Genomic DNA, 19,951 nt, shown 5'->3' with positions numbered 1-19,951 from the left:
AAGTGCGGAACTCACAAGTAAAAGCGTGAAACTCACGAGTAAAACAGCATAATTCACGAGTAAAACAGCATAATTTACGTCGGATGTATCTAATGGAAAGAGCTGGTTTTTAAAAAAAATCAATTTGACAGTCACCCTACTGCGTGTTACAACATACCTTGTAGTAAGTAACGCAAGATACCGATATCACCGAGTAGTGAAGTTGCAGAAATATTTTTAAGAAAAAAAGTTGACACCTCCGCTACTAAGTGTTACATTTTAGTTGTAATAAGTAATACTAAATAGCGTGATTTCCCAAAAGCTATTCAGTATAAAAATTCCCCTCGGAACTACGTTATAATATAAGTCACAAATAGAGGAGGCTGAACATGGAAAATTTAACTGAAATGCTGAAGGGTTCGCTGGAAGGCTGCGTGCTGGAAATCATCAGCCGCCATGAAACCTATGGCTACGAGATTACCCGCCGCCTGAACGAGCTTGGGTTTACTGAAGTCGTGGAAGGGACGGTCTACACCATCCTCGTGCGATTAGAAAAGAAAAAACTGGTGAACATAGAGAAGAAACCATCAGATATGGGGCCGCCCCGCAAGTTTTACTCACTTAATGAGGCTGGACGCCAGGAACTTGAATTGTTTTGGGAAAAATGGGATTTTGTATCATCAAAAATCAATGTCTTAAAGTCAATCTAGCTTCATAAGATATTCCGTCCGCTATTTTTGGAGTGTCTTGTTTATAAAAAAGGAGGAAAAATAACATGATGGAATTATTCAAAAAAATGATTGGTGATAAAAAAGAGTATAAAATGATGATGGCACGGGTTGAAGCTCTGCCAGAGGACTACCAATTTGTATTTAAGAAAATTCAAAACTATATGTGGAATTTCTCAGCGGGCAACGGGATGGATATGCTGCACATGCAGTATGAATTAATCGAGTTGTTCGAAGCTGGTGCTGCGGAAGGCAGGCAAGTGCTGGAAATCACTGGGGACGATGTGGCGTCCTTTGCCGACGAACTAGTGGCAAATGCTAGAACCTATTTCGCCAAGTATCGTGAGGATTTGAATGACAGTATCATGAAGCGTTTGGGAAAAAATAAATTCAATAAATAATTCCGACTGAATAGCTGGTTACAAATGTGAAATGCCACCTTCGCTATTCAGTTATATTTTAACTCGGTAGTAAGTTATACAGATTATCAGTCAGACTAAATAGAGAACTATAGGCAATTTAGTTCCGCTAGGCGCTCGGAAGGATAAATACGAATCTTACAAGCGGCATTACTGCGCTAATAAAAGGAGGAAAAAGTATGAGCAATGCAGTGATTTCTGTAAAAGGGTTAAAAAAGTCATTTAAAGACAATGAAGTCTTAAAGGGGGTGGATTTTGAGGTGCGGCGTGGCGAAATTTTCGCACTGCTGGGCTCAAATGGAGCGGGCAAGACGACGACGGTCAACATCCTCTCGACTCTGATGAAGTCCGATGGCGGCGAAGTAGGTATTTGCGGCTTTGACGTTCAACGTGAACCGGATCATGTTCGCCAGAGCATCAGCCTGACAGGGCAGTTTGCAGCTTTAGACGGCATGCTCACCGGGCGGGAAAACCTGCTGATGATCGCCAAGTTGCGGGGAGTTTCCAATCCCGCTCAAGTCGCCGACAATCTGCTTGCGAGATTCAGCCTGACCGATGCGGCCAACCGCCGGGCGGATAAATATTCCGGCGGGATGAAGCGCCGGCTTGACATCGCAATGAGCCTGATCGGGACGCCAGCAGTCATTTTTCTCGACGAACCGACGACAGGGCTTGACCCCGAAGCGCGGATTGAAGTCTGGGATACGGTCAAGGAGCTAGCTGGCGGCGGCACGACAATTCTGCTGACGACCCAGTACTTGGAGGAAGCCGAACAACTGGCGGACCGTATCGCCATCCTGCATGGCGGAAAGATCATCTCGACCGGGACCCTTACTGAACTCAAGGAGATGTTCCCGCCAGCAAAGGTAGAGTACATCGAGAAGCAGCCGACATTGGAGGAAATTTTCCTCGCAATCATCGGCAAAAAGGAGGAGTTGTAAATGAATAACAAAACAGGGGTATTACTAGGGCGTTTAATGCGCAACATCATGCGCAGCCCGGATACAATTATCACGGTGGCGATTACGCCGATTATGATGATGCTGCTGTTTGTCTACGTATTTGGCGGCGCCATAGAGGCAGGCACGGACAACTACGTCAATTATTTATTGCCGGGAATCTTGCTGATGGCTATCGCATCCGGCGTCGCTTACACTTCCGTGCGGCTGTTTACGGATGTAAAGAGCGGGCTGATGGCGCGTTTCATTACCATGCCCATCAAGCGCTCGTCGGTATTGTGGGCTCACGTGTTGACCTCGCTTGTATCCAATTTGCTTACTGTCGTCGTGGTTATCCTCGTCGCACTCTTGATGGGCTTCCGTTCCAGCGCTGATATCCTGGATTGGCTAGCGGTAGCTGGGATAATCGTGCTGTTTACGCTGGCGCTGACATGGCTGGCGGTCATTCCTGGATTGACAGCGGGGTCTTTGGAAGGGGCGACAGCCTACTCGTACCCGCTGATTTTCCTGCCGTTTATCAGTTCGGCCTTTGTCCCCACCGAAACCATGCCTAAAATTGTCCGTGCGTTCGCAGAGAACCAGCCAGTGACTTCAATCGTGAATGCGATTCGTGCCCTTTTGTATGAAGGGTCTGTTGGGAACGATATCTGGATTGCGCTTGCCTGGTGCGTCGGCATCATGGTCATCGCTTACTTCTTCGCCAGTAAAGTATTTAAACGCCAGTTCGGGTAAGTACACCATTATCGGATTGGCCATATCATAGTCAGCTGATGCAATGAATGCATCACATGGAAGATTGCTTAAATGCCGGGGCAACCATCGATGAAATCATGGAAACCTTAAAATTGGTATGATTGGTGGCGGCCACTTATCCCATCATGAGATTTGCTTTAGAAGAATTTACAGCAAAAGGGTAGTGGTCATTCGCAGAGGAGAAATGAAAAGAATAAAAGTCCATAGATGTAATTGACAGGAAATAGATTCAGAAACAAAACCAATTCCTTTCATTATCATAAAATGCGTGGAACTCACGAGTAAAAGTGCGGAATTCACGAGTAAAAGTACAAAATTCACGAGTAAAAGCGTAAAACTCACGAGTAAAAGCGTGAAATTCACGAGTAAATCAGTAAAACTACGAATAAAAACAAAATGATTGCAGGAAATTCTCCTGAAATTAAAAAAGCGATGCCCCCGGAATTCTGGGGGCATCTTCATTATCATCTTTTCCTAGGGGAATAATCCAATTCCTTAAATAGTTCCGTCAATTCATCCTCGGTCAGATCGCGCCATTGTCCGATCGCCAGTCCGTCCAGATGGATGTTCATGATCCGGATTCGATGTAAATCACGGACTTCATAACCTAGTGCGGAGCACATACGGCGGATTTGCCTGTTCAGTCCTTGCATTAAAGTGATGTTAAATGTGTATTTGGTCAACTGCTCAACTTTACAAGGAAGTGTTTTCGTATCCAAAATCTCCACTCCGGATGACATATCTTTGATGAAGGAAGCGGTGATTGGCTTATCCACGGTTACGATGTATTCTTTTTCATGCTTGTTTTCTGCACGAAGGATTTCATTAACGATATCTCCGTCATTTGTAAGAAGGATCAGACCGCTTGAGTCTTTGTCCAGCCGTCCGATATGAAAAATGCGAAGCGGATGATTTACAAAATCAACGATGTTCCCTTTTATGTGTTTTTCGGTCGTACTTGTAATCCCTATCGGTTTATTCAATGCAATATAGACATTTTGCTGTTCGACTTTTATCGGCTTGCCGTCCACCCGGACATCATCGCCGGGTTCAGCTTGACTGCCGAGCTCAGCTACAGTTCCATTAATCGTCACACGGCCCTCGGCTATCCATTTGTCTGCGCCTCGTCGCGAGGTAATTCCGGATTCACTGATAAATTTATTGATCCTCAACTAAAGCACACCTTTACATTCAGATTTTCTTCTTTAAAGGATAACGTAAATCATGGTGCATAGACAAGGGGAAAAGAGAAGAAAGCCTTCGTTGATGAGTATCACTGGATGCCCTTTACATGTTCTTCGTGACAGCTGACGGATCTGCTTTTTTCTTTTTGCTTGTCAGGTAGACCCCGAGGAAAACAAGGAGGCCACCGAGGGTTTGGATGATCGTAATCGCATGACCCAAAATAAGGCTAAGAATGGCTGTAAATACTGCAATGAGATTTAGATAAATCCCAGCCTGGCCGGCATTGATATGACGAAGGGAAATATTCCAGAAAATAAATGAGCCGACAGAAGGAAAAATCCCGATATATAAGAGACCGGTGATGGCTTTACTGCTTAAATCAAGGTTCATTCCCGAGCCAATGGCAAATGGAGCAATGAGAATCAAACCGAGAAATACGGAAACGGCAGTGGCTGAGATGATCGGAATGTTTTTCAGTTTTTTACCGATTATAGAATAGAAGGTCCAAACGAGAATCGCCAGGATCATCAATAGGTCGCCTTTATTATAAGTGAGCTGGAATATATCCAGAAGGTGTCCTTTTGTCAAGACCAATAAAACGCCGAATAAAGATATGATAAGTCCGAGTGCATGGAGGGATGAAATTTTCTCCTTTAACAGCAAAGCGGAAAAAAGAACAATTAATGCAGGGTTCATGGAATTGACAAGAGCGGCATTCATGGAAGTTGTATAGGTCAGAGCCCAATAAAGGAAAAAATTATAACTGATGATCCCGAGCACACCCATGACTAATAACAATTTCCAGGCTTTCCATATACTCTTCCAGTCTGGCTTTTCAATCCATTGCGCTAAAGGAAACAATAAGAAAACGGCGATTAGCCATCGCGTAAATGTTAGTTGGATCGGGGAAAGTTCGGTCACAACGTACTTTCCGAAAATATAATTACCGGCCCAGAACAAATTTGCCAAGATAAGAAATAAAATAACAATAGATTTTTTCATCTGACTGCCTCTTCCTCAATTTATGGAATATTCACTAAATATAGCAAAATAGGGGTACCTAAGCAATATAGGGGGCCAGGATAAAAAGGCCGTTCAACTTTAGCTGAACAGCCTTTTCGCACATATATATTAAGCGAAAATGGCACTGATTTCGGCGATTTCGTCCATGGTTAGATCGACGTCCAAGGCTTGTAGGTTGCGTGTGACCTGTTCTGGTTTCTTCGCTCCGGGAATCAGTACATCTATCGAGTGCCTAGTTAAATACCAAGCTAGTACGACATCGGCGACATCGGTATGCTTCCTGTTGGCAATCGCCCGTACTTCTTCCACTTTTTGTAGGTTGCTTACAAAGGCTTGTCCTTGGAAAAGCGGACTTTTTGCCCGGCCGTCATCGAATGTTGATTCCTGATTATATTTGCCGCCGAGCAAACCGGAAGCAAGGGGGAAATAAGGAATGAAGGAAATATTATTTTCGGCTGTATATGGCAGCAGGTCTTGTTCTGCCTCCCGTTTGAATAGATTGTACTCGGATTGCAGGACATCGACATAGCCGTCTTTATTCGCTTCCTTCAATTGTTCGAACGAAAAGTTAGAGACGCCGATTGACTTTATCTTGCCTGCATCCTTCAATTCCTTTAAGGCACCTACTGCTTCATCTTTAGGGGTATCACCATCAGGGAAATGGATATAGAATAAGTCGATGTAGTCTGTTTGGAGCCTTTTTAGACTCGAGTCCACGGCATTTTTCAGAAAAGCGGGAGAGTTATCAAAAACGATGCTGCCATCGACAAATTTGTGTGCCCCTTTAGTGGCAAGGACTATGTCTTCGCGTTTGCGACTCTCTTTAAGGATTTCACCGATAAGTTCTTCTGAACGTTCAGGACCGTAAATGTAAGCTGTATCCCAAAAGTTGATTCCTTCTTCCAATGCCGTTCTCAAAATATCCCTTCCTGTATCCTCACTTAGATTAGGGAAAAGGTTATGTCCGCCAATTGCATTCGTGCCAAGGCCAATCGGGTTTACATACAGATCTGTTTTACCAATACGGGTTTGCTTAGACATATTACTTATCATCTCCTTTGACCCTATCATAACAAAAAGTCGTTGCTGATTTCCAAAATAAAGCAATGGAGGTGTGTACAAAATAAGCAGATGACCCCTAAAATCACCTGCTTACTTCATTATTATAGTGTTTCGATTTCCATCTCCTCAGCTGGAGCTGTTTGTCCGATTTGACTGAGCAGAATGCCAAGGGCTGTACCGACGAGAGCAGGGATGACCCACTCCATGCCGTAAGCGGAAAGGGGAAGGACATCAGTCAAGGTTTGTACGGGTCCTAATTGTAAGCCGAAAGCATTCAGCCCATCCATCAAGGCGAAAACTCCTGTGAAAGTCATTGCACTGCGATAAACCTTCTTCGGGTTTTTGAAATGACGGCTGAAGAATGTCAGGACAATCAGGACGATCGTTAGCGGATAAGCCATCACAAGGAATGGTACCGATACTTTCAGAATTTGATTCAGACCCATATTTGAAAGGATGAAACCGACGATTGTTACAATCAGAATGACGGTTTTATATTTCAGCCTTGGGAAAAGTTTTGAGAAATACTGTCCGCAAGCAGTCGTCAATCCGACAACGGTGGTGAAGCATGCCAAAGTGAAAATGATGCCAAGAAGGACCTTCCCGCCGGTTCCTAGTAAAAGGGTGGATGCGACAGTGAGGATATCCGTTCCGTTTTCGAATGACCCACCGGCCGCCATGCGTGCTCCCATTACACCTAAGGAGATATAAACTAAAGAAAGCAAAACGCCAGCGATGAGACCCGCTTTTACTGTATATCTCGTCAATTGTTTTCGTTCGGAAATCCCCCTTTGCTGGATTGAAGTAAGGATGACGATCCCAAAGGCCAAGGCAGCTAGAGCATCCATCGTGTTGTAGCCTTCGATGAACCCTTTCGAAAAGGCTCCTGCAGCATATGCTTCGGTTGGAGCTTGGAAAGGAGCATCAAGCTTTACGAACCCAACGACACAGAGAATGACCATGGACAAAAGTAGAACAGGTGTAATCCAGCGTCCCATGAAGGTTTCCATTTTTTCCGGATTCAATGAAATGGCATAAACGATGATGAAAAATATGGTTGTGAACATGAATAGAAATAGTGGTTGATCCACAGAGTCGCCAAGATACGGCTTGAAGCCCATTTCATAGGCAACATTCGCATTCCGCGGAATGGCCAGAAACGGCCCGATGCTTAAATAGATTACGACCATGAACAAGGTGCTGAATAGGGGATGTACTCGGGCACCGATGGTTTGTGCCCCGCCTTTAACAAGTGAGACTGCAAGAAGCACCAAAATTGGCAGGCCGACTCCGGTGGCAACAAAACCGGCGATGGCTGGCCAGAAAGAAGTTCCAGAAGATGCTCCTAAAAATGGAGGGAATATGAGATTCCCGGCTCCGAAGAACATTGAGAAAAGCATAAGGCCGATAAATAATGTGTCTGTTTTTTTCATGGTGATTTCTCCTTTTTTTAAAATGATAACTCCCGCCGACTGGCCTGAAAAAGGCTAATTAAAGTGTTTTGTGCAAATAAAAAACTCGCCCCTGAAAAATCAGGGACGAGTTTGTGCTCGCGTTACCACCCATATTCCGCACTTCAAAGAAGCTGCGGCACTCAGTCAACGTACGAATTCATACGTGATCCATTGTAACGGCGGAAACCCGTCAAAGCCTACTGCATTTTCAGCTTTGCATCTCAGAGATGATTTTCGGATAGGCCTTGGACATCGACTTCCACCACATGTCGACTCTCTGTGGAACAGGGTTCTCATCTTACTCTTTCTCTTCATAGATTTTATAATATAAAGATAATTTAGCAAATTCTGATTATGAAGTCAACATAATTTATCATTAATCCTTTTAAAGGAGCAGGAAATTAGTCCCCATTTGGCGAAACCTCTTTTATTAAGAGTGTTTTTTGAAGAAGAATAGGATATTACTCCCTATTATCTTTCTAATCGCAACTATATTATAATAGAAGGCAGAACACTAAAGGAGACAACAGCATGTCTGAAAATAAAAAATTAAGCCTGGCGGATGCAGTCAAACAAAAACTGGCTCAAAAGCAAGCGGGATCAAGTAAAGATAAACTGGAAACAGGCGTTGTGAAGAAAACGAAACAGCTTAAAAGCCAGTTGACCAAAAAGCCGAATAACCAACGTAAGCGTACAGGGGTATAATCCTAATTCGTCAAAGGACAAGTACTGTTCGGAGCTTATCATTGAGCAGTTACCTTTTATGAATGAGGGTACTGCTTTTTTATATGAATGCAAAATTGGTGATTAAGTAATGGAAGAGGCAGGGTGATTTTTTTTTTACCGTTTATAGGTAAGTTGGAGGGCTGGGCTTCTGGTCATTTAGAGGGATGAAGAATGGTTCGCTCACTTCTAGCTGATATGTGGTTAGACTAGAAAAACATATTTTCTCGAAAATGGAAATGACATCTTTGTATCGGTTTATTAAAAACATTACAGTTCCAGTTGTTTCTGTTTTAAAATTGTAAGAGTGGTGACATGTTGTTACCATATTGTTTTGCTAAAATAACATTTTAAGGTTTTGTAAATGATTTTTTAACTAAAGGAACCTATAAATTGAATATTAGGTCTGCTATAAGTCTAATAGAATCAGTGATTATCCTTTAATTGAAAATATGAAATATATCGGAGGAATAAAGATGGACGAACGTCTGATCGGAAAAAAATATTATGAAACGATGCTTGAGGATACAAGGAAGCACCCCATTCAAGCTTTGGGTGAAATGTTTCTCGTGGAACAAAAAAAGGAAAGATCCGATTTAACCGCAATTAGATTTGCTCAAGGAGAGGTATATTTTCAGCACCATGACTATGAAGCAGCCATTTTTAAATGGGAAAACATAGAAGGGGAACTTGGTTCATGGGCGAAGAAAAACATCGCTGATGCGTATTTTGAATTGGAAATGTATTCAACCGCAGAGGATATCTATAAATCCGTCGATACGGATGAAGCTGTCTTGAAAACAGAAGTTCTTTTGCAGCTGTTTTCCCTGTACATAGTGGAATCGAGAAATGATTTGGCTTCCAAAGTCGTGAAAGAAGCAGTCGAGTTTCAACCGGACTACCCGAATGTCACGGAAATCGCACGCGCCTTTTTTGAAGAGCAAAAGGATTGGAACAGTGCGGTGGTATTAGCGGCGAATGAAAGTATCCGTACAGAGTCAATGGGCTGGTTCGATGTGCTGAAAACGTATATCCAGCAGGGTGTTGCCCAATCGATGGAGCCGGATTATTTCTCAACTGTCCTTGGTTCGCTATACACACTCGACCAGGAACGTTTCGAGAAAATGACGGTTGCCCTTTGGAAAAATTATAAATATACGGATTCTTATTTCGAATGGTTAAGAGTGATTAATAATTTGATAGATACCATCGAATTGAACCATGCGGATGTATGGGATGAGCTTTCCGTCTATTACAGGGATGCGTATGCAGGTCTGTTAGAAGGAACGCATCTAATCAAAGAATTAAGTCCTGTCGTGCCAAGGTTGCTGGAAAACTGGCTCAAAATCGCAGACGGGGAGCTTTCGCTGTTTGCGGCGGCATCCACGTTGTCCTGGAATGAAATCTTCCCGGATACGGTCAATGCGCTGGTCATTCAGGATGCAGAGAGCCTGCTTTCGAAATCGCCTAAATTGGGAGGCGGACTGGAAGCGGGAGAGAAACTGTTCAATTCCATTATCCAGTGGGCTGAAGATAATGATTTAAGGGTTGGCAATAAGCTTAAATGGATGGTGGAGGGGCTTAAGGATACCAGGAATTTCAATCTCCTTCTTGCAGGAAGTACAGGAAATGGCAAGACATCCTTTATTCAGTCAATCGTTGGCGAGAGCATTGCTGCTGAGGACCATTCTTCCCTAGTCAGTGTCAAAGATGGGGATGATTTGGAAATCCTTGAAATTACCGATACAGATAGCAAAGTTGTCGAGGAGCTAACTGATTTGGATGAAACACGCCGTCAGCGCGGGACTATTGTCGATGTGACAATCATCAGTGACTACCTAAGAAATAATCATCTGCGGTTATTGGATACACCGGGGTTCAATGGGGAACAAAGCGTGGAATCCGATTTCCAAGGCTATTTACATGGCAGTGATGGCCTGATGTTCGTTCTTGACGCCCGGGCTCCTTTCACCGGCAGCGAAAGGGATCTGTTATTGGAAATTCAAATGATGGCTCCGAAACTGCCGATCCATTTCCTATTAAATAAAATGGATACGATATACAGTGATCAGGTCGCAGTCCGGATGGAAGACGAAACATGGGATAAAGTGAATGCATATTTCCCGAATGCGAAAGTGTTCGCTTTCTCCAAACATTATGACAGCAGGCAGCAATTGAAGGACCTTTCAGCCTTCCTTCAATCGAATTATCAAGATGATAATTGGAAGGAAAGAAGATCTGAAAAAATCCTGGCATTCATTCGTAAAACTTTATCTTATCTATTAGAAAAACGGACAGCCAATGAGCGGAAATGCGAGCATTCCATCTCTTGGAATGAGCAGATGGAAGTCAAACTGAATGGAGCGGTCAATCAACTGGCTGATCTGGAAAAAGAAAAAAGTGAAAATATCATAAGGTCGTATCGTTCGCTTAAGGACGAAGTGAAAAGTCAGCTTTATTCAAAAATTCCTGAATTACTGAGGGATTGCTCTAAATCGTTAACGGAAAGCAGTGATTTCAGTCAGGTCCATGTACAGTTAAACCAGGAAATGAATGAGCGGATTCAAAACTTCATTTCTGACAAGATCATGCCTCAATATTACCGTTCTCTTCAAGACTGGATTGCCAGTTCCCAAATGGAGTTCTCACAAAGCCAGCAGTTCATGGATGAGATGAGTGCCGGATTCAATGAATTATACAAAGAAGAACGGATTACACTGGCAGGTGACTTCAGGGTGTTGGATGACTGGCGCCGTGATGCCGACCGGATGACAAGCAGTATCCGCATCGAAAACGTTAATATCCTTTTGCGCAGGACTCCATCACAATTGCTGCTTAAAGGAGCAGGGAAGCTATTTGGGGCGATACCGCAAAATAAGGCCAATATGTACAATCGTTACAAGAAATACCTGGAAAGTGAAGATTACCTGGATGTTGCCGAAATGATCACGGAACGTTTCCTAACCCAATTTGGATTGTTTGAAAAATCATTGGATCGGGACATCTCACTATTCTATCGCAGTTCATTTGCCTTACTTCAAAAAACGATAGAGCAGACGCAGACTGAAATAAAAGACTACCAGGCTGCATTGGAGCATATGAAAGAAAATCCTGAGGTTTACCGTGATCCGATCACGTTGTTCGAAGTGAAATTAAGGCAGTTGGAGAGGCTTGAAAAAATCGAGAAAAAGCGTCTAGCCCAGCTTCAAAGAAAATAAAAATAACGGGAAACATTTCAAATATTCAAAAATCTATTGACTTTACGACTATATCCCTATAAAGTGATAATTACGAAAACGTAACACAATATATCTCTTATCAAGAGTGGCGGAGGGACTGGCCCTAAGATGCCCAGCAACCGTTCCATTAGGAATTGGTGCTAAATCCTGCAAAACAGAAATGTTTTGACAGATAAGAGAGGGACAAGTCTGCAAAACAGCCGATTAAACCTCTCTATATTAGAGAGGTTTTTATTTTGGGATTTACACCGACTTAACTGATAAGACTAATGAGAAAACATGGAGGGAAACAAGATGAGAAGGTCTATTAAAGGGATATTCATTTCTGCCATCGCTTCGGCTTTGCTTTTAACGGGTTGCTCTGCAGGGCAGAGTTCCACAGAATCGAAGAAAGAAGAAAAAGTATCATTTGAAAATGTCCCGGAGAGATTTGCTGATGGCGATGGAGCCAAAATCAAGGTGATCCGTAAAATTGGCGGTGATGATCATACTGCCCAATACCTGGCGGGGGCGAAAGAAGAAGGAGAAGCACTGGGGTTTCAAGTGGATACGTACACAGCCAATGGTGATACGGCTAAATTCCATGATGCGATAGCACAGGCTTTGGAGGAAGATTACGACGGCTATATCATTTCACATGGTGATGATGCCGCAACTGTAAATGACGTTCAGAAGTTGGTTGGTGCAGGTAAAGGCGTTGTCACATTCGATTCAATAAGCGACCTATCTAAAATAGAGGGCGTGACATTAACTTCACAAGATGATGAAGCGCTGGCAACACTGGCTTTCGATAAACTGATAAAAGAACAGAAAGGTGAAGCGGCAATTGCATATCTTTGGGTGGATGGCTTTCCTCCAATGGTAAGAAGAAATGCAGTCTATCAGGAAAAATTAAAAGAAAATCCTGGGATTAAAGAAATCGAAAGATTCGGAGTGGCATCCGCTGATACTTCGGTGCAGACACAAAATGCTGTAGCCGCAATGCTGAATAAATACCCTAAAGGTAAATTGGATGCCATTTTCGCAACATGGGATGCCTTTGCTATCGGTGCAGCCCGGGCGATTAAAGAAGCGGGCCGCGATGAAGTGAAGATATATGGAATTGATGTTTCGAATGCAGATCTCCAGGAGATCCAATCTGCTGATAGCTCATGGTCCTACACGGCAGCAGTCGATCCCAAGTTGATCGGTGCAGTGAATATGAGGATATTGGCTAAAAAATTAGCTGGCGAAGAAACGCCGCAAACATATGATTTGGAGGCATCACTTATTTCGCAAAAGCAAATCCAAGCTTCAAAAGAAGCGGTAAACATGGCAAACCTGTCTGATATTGTCGATGGCTGGGGGGTATCGACGGAATTTGAAGAAGATTGGATGAAGGTTTTGAAAGATCATTATAAAAAATAAAAAGAGACACTCTCTTTCAAGCGAAGGGAGTGTCTGTTCTATAAGGGGGAATGGACATGGGCAAGCAACTAGAAATGAAGAAAATTTCGATTGAATTTCCGGGGGTGAAGGCGCTGAGTGATGTTGATTTTTCCGTACAATCAGGGACAGCCCACGCATTGGTCGGTGCAAACGGAGCAGGGAAATCGACGTTAATGAAAGTTTTATCGGGAGCCCATGTTCATTATTCAGGTGACATTTTTATTGATGGGATGAAGCGGGATATCCGCTCGCCAAAAGCTGCTCAGGAACAGGGCATTCAAATAGTTTATCAGGAAGTGGATACCGCCCTCATCCCTTATTTAACAGTTGGGGAAAATGTAATGTTGAATGATATGGTCCAAAACATGGGAAAAAAACAAAGGGTACAATGGAAAGAACTGCACAACAAAGCCACTTCTATTCTTGAAGATATGAAAATTCATGTCCCTTCGAAAAAGCTGGTTAGAGACCTTACCTTGGCTGAAAAACAGATGGTCCTGATAGCAAGAGCCGTTTCGACAGAATGCAAATTCCTGATTCTCGACGAGCCAACTGCTCCGTTAAGTCATACGGAGACGACGGAACTTTTTCGAGTTGTAAATGAGTTAAAGCAAAAAGGCGTGGCAATCATTTTCATTTCACATCGTCTGCCTGAGATTTTTGAAATCTGTGAGGAAATTACGATCATGAGGAATGGGGAGCGTGTCACTTGTCGAAAAATCGAGGACATAACCCGTACTGAAGTGGTAGAGAACATGCTCGGGAAAACCATGGATGAACAGTTTCCTGAAGTGAATGCTTCGATTGGAGACGTAATTCTGGAAGTGAACGGATTGTCAGATGCCGAGAAAGTTAAGAATGTCAGTCTGAATATTAAAGCAGGCGAAATAATCGGCTTGGCTGGGTTGGTCGGGGCTGGGAAAACGGAGCTATGTAAAACCCTTTTCGGTCATACGTCCATCACAGCGGGTGAAGTCATCCTGAATGGTCGAAAGCTTTCTCTGAAATCACCGCATGAAGCAGTAAAAAGCGGGCTGGCACTTGTACCTGAGGAACGCAGGAAAGAAGGGGTCCTTGTACAGGAATCAGTCTCGGCAAACTTGACTGCAGCCAGTCTCGGAAAATTCTGCAAAACATTCAGTGTCGTCGATCGTAAGGCGGAAAAGGAAAAGGCGAAGGAAATGATCGCAAGTCTCGGCATTAAAACTCCTTCAGGGGAAGTGAAGGTCGAAAACCTATCCGGGGGTAACCAGCAAAAAGTTGCCATTGGAAAATGGCTTATGGCGGATGCGGATGTATACATATTCGATGAACCAACGAAAGGGGTCGATGTCGGAGCCAAGAAGGATATATTCGAATTGATTGCAAAGCTTGCAAGGAATGGAAAAGCGATCATTTATGCATCCTCCGAGCTTTCCGAAATCATTGGCATTACCAACCGGACCTATGTGTTATATGACGGGAGCACTGTCATCGAATTAGAAACAAGCAAAACGAATGAAGAAGAACTACTATTCCATTCAACAGGAGGTAAATAGGATGAGCATACCCATTCCTGTTACACAGACAGCGAAAGCGAAGAAAAAGGTGGAACTATTCGACTTTTTCTATAAATACGGCACAATATTGACGATTATCATTCTGATTGGAATTTTCGCCGTATCCAATCCATCTTTCATCCAAACGTCTAACCTGATAAACATCCTGCGTTCCATTTCAATCGTGACCATCATTGCGATCGGCATTACGATATCACTGACCGTGGATGGCTTCGACCTTTCCGTGGGCTCCGTCGCATCATTGGCCAATGCCATCGTCATCTCGATGTTTGTCTGGTTTTCCCAGGATACATTCATCGCCATATTAGCTGCGGTCGGTGCCTCACTTTTCGTAGGGGCTTTGAATTCATTCATGATCGTTAAATTAAGAATTCCCGACATGCTGATGACATTGGCTACCATGTTCATTATTCAGGGAATTGCCCTTACTTATACAAAAGGGGCCACGGTTTCGCAAAATATGGTCATGCCCGACGGGACATTCGCAACAGGACTGATCAGCCCGTTTTTCGCCAAAATTGGCCAAGTACCATGGATAATCCTGATCATGGCCGTCATTGTGATAGCGACCCATATCTTTTTGACTTATACGAAGCACGGTCGTTATATGTACATTATTGGGGGGAATAAGGAAGCAGCGAGACTTTCCGGGATATCGGTTAATAAATACAAAATACTTGCCTATCTGATTTCAGCTCTATTTGCTGCAATCGGGGGAATTGTCCTTGCTTCAAGGGTCATGACATCGGAAATCAATTCAGGATCCCCCTATTTAATGGATGCCGTTGCAGCAGCCTTCATTGGTTCCTCCGTTTTAGGAGCGGGAAAACCGAATGCCTTTGGAACCTTCATCGGTGCAGTCCTGATCGGAATCCTTCAAAATGGGCTGATCATGATGTCCGTTCCGTATTACGCGATGGATATCGTCAAAGGAACAGTGCTGGCCCTTGCGCTCGCGGTAACCTATTACAAGCAAAAACATTAAAATGTATTCGTTACTTTACTCTACAAAAATCCAAAAATATGAAAAAATCCTGTTGTAATGCAACAGGATTTTTCCTTTTTAAAAAGGAATGGTTAAGGAGATCGTCATCATTTTACTTACGCTAAAACAGGAGCACTTTTTGAACTCTCATTGTTGGATTATAAAGATTGACCGCAATTGTAATTTTTATAGGAACCTTATTTACCTTTTAATAAGATTGATAATGATCTATTGTAAAGTATGAACATTCATATCATATACTTATCTAAAGGAGAGTGTAGACTTATGCGCGAAACCTGTGTTCCTGCAGGTGTGAAACCGAATGAAACTGGCTTTGGATATACGCTGTCCTTGATAGGCGGCAAATATAAAATGATCATAATGTATTGGCTGTCAGAAAATAAGGTCATGCGTCATAATCACCTGAAGCGAAGTATCGGTACCATTTCCTTTAAAACGCTAAGCATCATGTTAAAAGAGTTGGAGGCAGACGGCCTTATCATACGCAAGGAATTTCCCCAAATACCTCCAAAAGTAGAATATTCATTATCTGAACGTGGTCTATCTCTCATCCCATTGTTAAATATGATGTGCGAGTGGGGAGAGAAAAACAGTTTGCCAGTTCAGGAGACTAAACAGCCGTAGGTGTAGCTATTTTGATTAAATCAAAAGAAGTATTTCCCTGACAAGGAAATACTTCTTTAATGAACTGCCTATTAAAGGTTATCGACAAAATTCAAATAATCTTGTGCGCTTTTTTTCAATTCGCTCACGGATGGCTCATTTTCAGCACCATAAAACGCAAGGAATGAACGATAATCTGCATTGCAGTAAAGGAAGGTAGTTTCAAAGGGAGATAATAAATGTTCAAGTGTATAGCGATATCTTCCTTCTTCACTATAATCCTCTTTGTTAATTCCGGCAGATACAGCTAAAGCAGCTTTGCGATTCTTTAATTTATCCCCTCCATTTGAACCATAAGCCCAACCATAAGTAAAAACATCGTCAAGCCACCTTTTTAGGAGAGGCGGACAATTAAACCAATAAAAAGGGAACTGTAAAACAAGATTACTATGCGATTCGATTAATTGCTGTTCTTTTTCCGCATTAATGTTTCCGTCAGGGTAAACCTTATACAATTCGTGTACTGTATACTTTTCCGGATATTTCCTTAGCGCTTCTACCCATCGCTTATTTATGACGGATGTTTCTAGACTAGGGTGTGCTACGATAACAAGAGTTTTCAAAGATTTCTCCTCCTTAATTATTATTTATTTTAAGTATAAAGTGCACTCTGCAAGCACGTAAGTATGCACTTTTAGTATAGGTACTTACCTAAAGGAGAGTGTTAAATCAGGTATAACTAAAAAAACGATCTGTAAATTCCAATATAAGGAAGATATTAATAAGGGAATCTTAAAAGGTCAGATAGACACGCTCATCCTGTCACTTTTACATAGGAGGGATATGTACGGCTTTGAATTAGCCAAAATTGTTCGTGAAGAAAATATTACAGACTTACATCAGTGGGTGAAGAAGGCATTAAACAAAAGCGCCTGGAATGGGAATTTGCAAGAGATGTGATTGATTCCTTTTTAGATTGGGGGAAATAAGGAAGCGGCTAGACTTTTCGGGATATCAGTTAATACCTATCTGATTTCAGCTCTATTTGCTGCAATCGGGGGAATAGTCCTTGCTTTAAGGGGCATGAAATCGGAAATCAATTCAGGATCCCGCTATTGATGCCGTCGCAGCAGCCTTCATTGGTTCCTCCGTTTTAGGAGCGGGAAAACCGAATGCCTTTGAAACCTTCATCGGTGCAGTCCTGATCGGAATCCTTCAAAATGGGCTGATCATGGATGTCCGTTCCGTATTATGCGATGGATATCGTCAAAGGAACAGTTCTTGCCCTTGCGCTCGCGGTAACCTATTACAAGCTAAAACACTAAAGACGAAAGATTAAGAAGAAAGAGGAAGAGGGTTCTTTTTAACCCTCTTTCCAATACACTCACTATATTTTGTTTTTATAAATGACTTTGTTAACATCGTGTCTTACTGTTTTGTGACCTTCTTTCATTCCTTTCCCCATGGCAATAAGCATAACATCTAAATACCTATCGGAAATGTTTAAGGCTGACTTTAATTGTTCGGAATCATACCCGGACATTGTAATGGTTTCAAGACCTGCCTCGTTCGCCAATAAAACTAACGACATTGACGCCAGGCTTGCGTCTCTTATTAATTCAACCTTTAAATCTTCTTTTGATTTATTTAGATAATAATTGATTGCCGCGTTTGTTAGATAATCTCTTACTGATGCGTCAAAATAACCTTTTTGAAATTCATCCTCATGTATCATTATGATATTTTCTTTTTCAAATGCTTGATAATCACCTAGTATAACAATCAGTACTGAGGCTTCAATTACCTGTTGTTGATTAAAAGCGATGGGCAGTAACAAATTCTTTAAATATGGTTCATCTATAACCAGGTATCGTGTTGCTTGAATATTGTTTCCGTTAGGCGATTTACTGGCTCCTTCAATAAGTGTCGCCAACGTTTCTGGACTAATTTTATAATGGGGATCATACTGCCTTACGGAACGTCTTTTTTCTATAGTCTCTCTTACACTCATCGTGTCCACTCCCAATGTTATATTTGCTTTATAATCAGAGTATAATGGACCCATGATGTAGAAGAAAATAACGCACAATAAAGTGGCATAGCCACCTTTATGTGCCTATTCAGGAGGAATGAGGAATGAAGAGTCTAAATACGGGAATAAATATTTTCATGAATACTGTAGGAGGGAAGTGGAAATGCTTAATCCTCTTTTTTCTGAGTCAAAAACCAATGAGGACAAAAGAGTTTTATATTCTAATACCGGCCATAACCCAGAAAGTCTTGACCGACCAATTAAAGCAGCTGGAAAGAGATGGGCTTGTCCGAAGAGAAGTATATAAAGTAGTACCACCAAAAGTAGAATATAGTTTAACTGAGTTAGGTCAATCGTTTGTACCTGTATTAAATACAATGTGTGAATGGGGCACTACATATGCAGTCGAACAAAACCTCGAAAGACAAGATCAAATCTGTCGTCATCATAAATAAGTAAGATGTGCTTCAACTAAGGAGTGTGGATTTTTTTGACAAGTTCAGTAAAGCAAGCAGAATTTAATATTATTAGAGGAAATGTCTTGAAGATGACTTTTGGCATTCTCTCTAAAGATTGTATTAAACTAAAAGGTGCTTTACTTTAAAGCTGCTTTGCCCCGCCCGCTCTTTTTTAAATGTAACGGTTAGTTGCATAAGATTTTTTTTGCTTTATAATTAGTACCAGGTGTTAATATCAAGTTATAAAATGATGCAATTCATACACACGAGGTGGCTATTCTATGTTCAAATCCAAAGCACGTATTACTGCGATAGGTTCGTATGTTCCTGAAAAAAGGTTAACAAATAAAGACTTAGAAAAAATGGTTGAAACCAATGATGAATGGATTGTTAAACGTACCGGTATTAAAGAACGAAGAATTGCACATGAAGAGGAGTTTACTAGTGATATCGGTTATAAAGCTGTAAAGGATTTAATGGAACGGTATGATAAATCTGTCGAAGATGTTGATATGATCATTGTCTGTACCTTTACTCCTGATTTCAACACTCCAAGTGTAGCATCTTTAGTCCAAGCAAAGCTAGGCATTAAGAATACAGGAGCTATTGATTTAAACGCTGCCTGTGCAGGATTTACTTATGGGCTGCATGTAGCTAATGGATTAGTAACATCGGGATTAAATAAGAAAATCCTAGTTATTGGAGCGGATACTTTATCAAAACTTATGGACTATGAAGATCGAGCCACTTGTATTTTATTTGGAGATGGCGGAGGAGCAGTTCTTGTAGAATATGATGAAAAACAGCCAAGTTTTCTTTCTTCACATTTATATTCGGAGGGTGAAGGCGGAAAACATTTATATAGTACAAACCTATCGACACGCATAAATGGTGAAGACTTAAATGATAGCGGCAACCTTGTACAAAATGGACGTGAGGTTTATAAATGGGCTGTCACGACCGTTCCAAAAGGAATGCAAACTGTGATGAAAAATGCTGAATATCAATTGAATGATGTTGATTGGTTCGTGCCGCATAGTGCAAATTTAAGAATGATCGAGTCAATATGTGAAAGAAGCGGCTTTCCAATCGAACGAACTTTATATAGCCTAGTGGAGTATGGAAATACTTCTTCAGCAACAATTCCATTATCTTTGGAAATAGGGATAAAAGAAGGGAAGCTCCGTGGTGGTGAGAAGGTTTTATTATATGGTTTCGGCGGTGGATTAGCTCAAGCTGGATTGCTTATCGATTGGACCCTATAAAGCTATTTTCTACAACTAATAATTGAGTTTGCAATTTAAGAAGGCCTCCGATTGGCTTCCTTCTTATGGTATGACT

At 42.0% G+C, this 19,951-nt stretch carries 18 protein-coding genes, 2 pseudogenes, 1 riboswitch and 1 other annotated feature; of the genes and pseudogenes, 14 read left to right on the top strand and 6 right to left on the bottom strand.

The features are described from left to right. Nucleotides 1-368: 368 nt before the first annotated feature. From ACZ9AO_RS11485 to ACZ9AO_RS11470, 4 genes are all read left to right on the top strand, one after another. Nucleotides 369-689, top strand: coding sequence for a PadR family transcriptional regulator (locus ACZ9AO_RS11485; protein WP_033796096.1), 321 nt, complete (start codon nucleotides 369-371; stop codon nucleotides 687-689). Nucleotides 690-754: 65 nt separating this feature from the next. After that, nucleotides 755-1,108, top strand: a complete 354-nt coding sequence (locus tag ACZ9AO_RS11480) for a DUF1048 domain-containing protein (protein ID WP_034305937.1) — start codon at nucleotides 755-757, stop codon at nucleotides 1,106-1,108. Between the two features lie 197 nt (nucleotides 1,109-1,305). After that, a complete protein-coding gene (locus ACZ9AO_RS11475; RefSeq protein ID WP_048685510.1) occupies nucleotides 1,306-2,067 on the top strand; it encodes an ABC transporter ATP-binding protein in 762 nt (253 codons plus the stop codon). Further along, nucleotides 2,068-2,817 (top strand): ABC transporter permease, encoded by a 750-nt coding sequence (locus ACZ9AO_RS11470; RefSeq protein WP_048685514.1) that lies wholly within the window; start codon nucleotides 2,068-2,070, stop codon nucleotides 2,815-2,817. 485 nt (nucleotides 2,818-3,302) lie between these two features. Here the strand turns inward: ACZ9AO_RS11470 and rluF are convergent, their stop codons facing one another. The 4 genes from rluF to brnQ form a co-directional block, all read right to left on the bottom strand. Next, nucleotides 3,303-4,010 (bottom strand): 23S rRNA pseudouridine(2604) synthase RluF, encoded by a 708-nt coding sequence (rluF, locus tag ACZ9AO_RS11465; protein WP_476109098.1) that lies wholly within the window; start codon nucleotides 4,008-4,010, stop codon nucleotides 3,303-3,305. Between the two features lie 115 nt (nucleotides 4,011-4,125). After that, nucleotides 4,126-5,025, bottom strand: a complete 900-nt coding sequence (locus tag ACZ9AO_RS11460; protein WP_476109097.1) for a DMT family transporter — start codon at nucleotides 5,023-5,025, stop codon at nucleotides 4,126-4,128. A gap of 129 nt (nucleotides 5,026-5,154) precedes the next feature. Further along, nucleotides 5,155-6,087: an aldo/keto reductase gene (locus ACZ9AO_RS11455; RefSeq protein ID WP_476109096.1), complete on the bottom strand. Its 933-nt coding sequence runs from the start codon at nucleotides 6,085-6,087 to the stop codon at nucleotides 5,155-5,157. 122 nt (nucleotides 6,088-6,209) lie between these two features. Next, a complete protein-coding gene (gene brnQ / locus ACZ9AO_RS11450; RefSeq protein ID WP_251542468.1) occupies nucleotides 6,210-7,541 on the bottom strand; it encodes a branched-chain amino acid transport system II carrier protein in 1,332 nt (443 codons plus the stop codon). Between the two features lie 98 nt (nucleotides 7,542-7,639). Next, nucleotides 7,640-7,886 (bottom strand) — a binding site (T-box leader). A gap of 207 nt (nucleotides 7,887-8,093) precedes the next feature. Between brnQ and ACZ9AO_RS11445 the strand changes: the two genes are divergently transcribed. The 6 genes from ACZ9AO_RS11445 (at nucleotide 8,094) to ACZ9AO_RS11420 (ending at nucleotide 16,141) form a co-directional block, all read left to right on the top strand. Continuing rightward, nucleotides 8,094-8,267 carry a hypothetical protein gene (locus tag ACZ9AO_RS11445; protein ID WP_164468807.1) on the top strand — a complete coding sequence of 58 codons (174 nt, stop codon included), beginning with the start codon at nucleotides 8,094-8,096 and terminating at the stop codon, nucleotides 8,265-8,267. A 494-nt stretch (nucleotides 8,268-8,761) separates the two neighbouring features. Further along, nucleotides 8,762-11,503: a GTPase domain-containing protein gene (locus ACZ9AO_RS11440; RefSeq protein WP_237766582.1), complete on the top strand. Its 2,742-nt coding sequence runs from the start codon at nucleotides 8,762-8,764 to the stop codon at nucleotides 11,501-11,503. A 94-nt stretch (nucleotides 11,504-11,597) separates the two neighbouring features. Next, a riboswitch (SAM riboswitch) is annotated at nucleotides 11,598-11,703 on the top strand. 115 nt (nucleotides 11,704-11,818) lie between these two features. Beyond that, nucleotides 11,819-12,931, top strand: a complete 1,113-nt coding sequence (locus tag ACZ9AO_RS11435; RefSeq protein ID WP_476109095.1) for a sugar ABC transporter substrate-binding protein — start codon at nucleotides 11,819-11,821, stop codon at nucleotides 12,929-12,931. A 56-nt stretch (nucleotides 12,932-12,987) separates the two neighbouring features. After that, nucleotides 12,988-14,490, top strand: coding sequence for a sugar ABC transporter ATP-binding protein (locus ACZ9AO_RS11430; protein WP_476109094.1), 1,503 nt, complete (start codon nucleotides 12,988-12,990; stop codon nucleotides 14,488-14,490). Between the two features lies 1 nt (nucleotide 14,491). Beyond that, nucleotides 14,492-15,496 (top strand): ABC transporter permease, encoded by a 1,005-nt coding sequence (locus ACZ9AO_RS11425; protein WP_048685534.1) that lies wholly within the window; start codon nucleotides 14,492-14,494, stop codon nucleotides 15,494-15,496. Nucleotides 15,497-15,781: 285 nt separating this feature from the next. Beyond that, nucleotides 15,782-16,141 carry a winged helix-turn-helix transcriptional regulator gene (locus ACZ9AO_RS11420; protein WP_476109093.1) on the top strand — a complete coding sequence of 120 codons (360 nt, stop codon included), beginning with the start codon at nucleotides 15,782-15,784 and terminating at the stop codon, nucleotides 16,139-16,141. Between the two features lie 71 nt (nucleotides 16,142-16,212). Here the strand turns inward: ACZ9AO_RS11420 and ACZ9AO_RS11415 are convergent, their stop codons facing one another. Continuing rightward, nucleotides 16,213-16,743: an NAD(P)H-dependent oxidoreductase gene (locus tag ACZ9AO_RS11415; protein WP_476109092.1), complete on the bottom strand. Its 531-nt coding sequence runs from the start codon at nucleotides 16,741-16,743 to the stop codon at nucleotides 16,213-16,215. Between the two features lie 127 nt (nucleotides 16,744-16,870). On the opposite strand from ACZ9AO_RS11415, the pseudogene ACZ9AO_RS11410 reads away from it, so the two are divergent. Together ACZ9AO_RS11410 and ACZ9AO_RS11405 are read left to right on the top strand one after the other, a co-directional pair. Further along, nucleotides 16,871-17,109 (top strand): annotated as a pseudogene (locus ACZ9AO_RS11410) (hypothetical protein). Next, a pseudogene (locus ACZ9AO_RS11405) lies at nucleotides 17,096-17,445 on the top strand (ABC transporter permease); the annotation flags it as partial. The pseudogenes ACZ9AO_RS11410 and ACZ9AO_RS11405, both read left to right, overlap by 14 nt. Nucleotides 17,446-17,507: 62 nt before the next feature. Here the strand turns inward: ACZ9AO_RS11405 and ACZ9AO_RS11400 are convergent. Beyond that, complete coding sequence (locus tag ACZ9AO_RS11400) at nucleotides 17,508-18,131, bottom strand: nitroreductase family protein (protein WP_063595311.1); 624 nt, start codon at nucleotides 18,129-18,131, stop codon at nucleotides 17,508-17,510. A 125-nt stretch (nucleotides 18,132-18,256) separates the two neighbouring features. Here ACZ9AO_RS11400 and ACZ9AO_RS11395 point away from each other — a divergent pair, with 125 nt between their 5' ends. Then, the gene (locus ACZ9AO_RS11395; RefSeq protein ID WP_034305903.1) at nucleotides 18,257-18,607 is read left to right on the top strand and encodes a winged helix-turn-helix transcriptional regulator; all 351 of its coding nucleotides are present in this window, start codon (nucleotides 18,257-18,259) and stop codon (nucleotides 18,605-18,607) included. A 284-nt stretch (nucleotides 18,608-18,891) separates the two neighbouring features. Next, nucleotides 18,892-19,875 carry a ketoacyl-ACP synthase III gene (locus tag ACZ9AO_RS11390; protein WP_063595309.1) on the top strand — a complete coding sequence of 328 codons (984 nt, stop codon included), beginning with the start codon at nucleotides 18,892-18,894 and terminating at the stop codon, nucleotides 19,873-19,875. The last annotated feature ends 76 nt before the right edge of the window (nucleotides 19,876-19,951 follow it).

This window comes from Peribacillus sp. TE19612 (assembly GCF_056279465.1).
The sequence above is the reverse complement of the archived record's forward strand: the minus strand, read 5'-3'. Positions and strand labels throughout refer to the sequence as shown.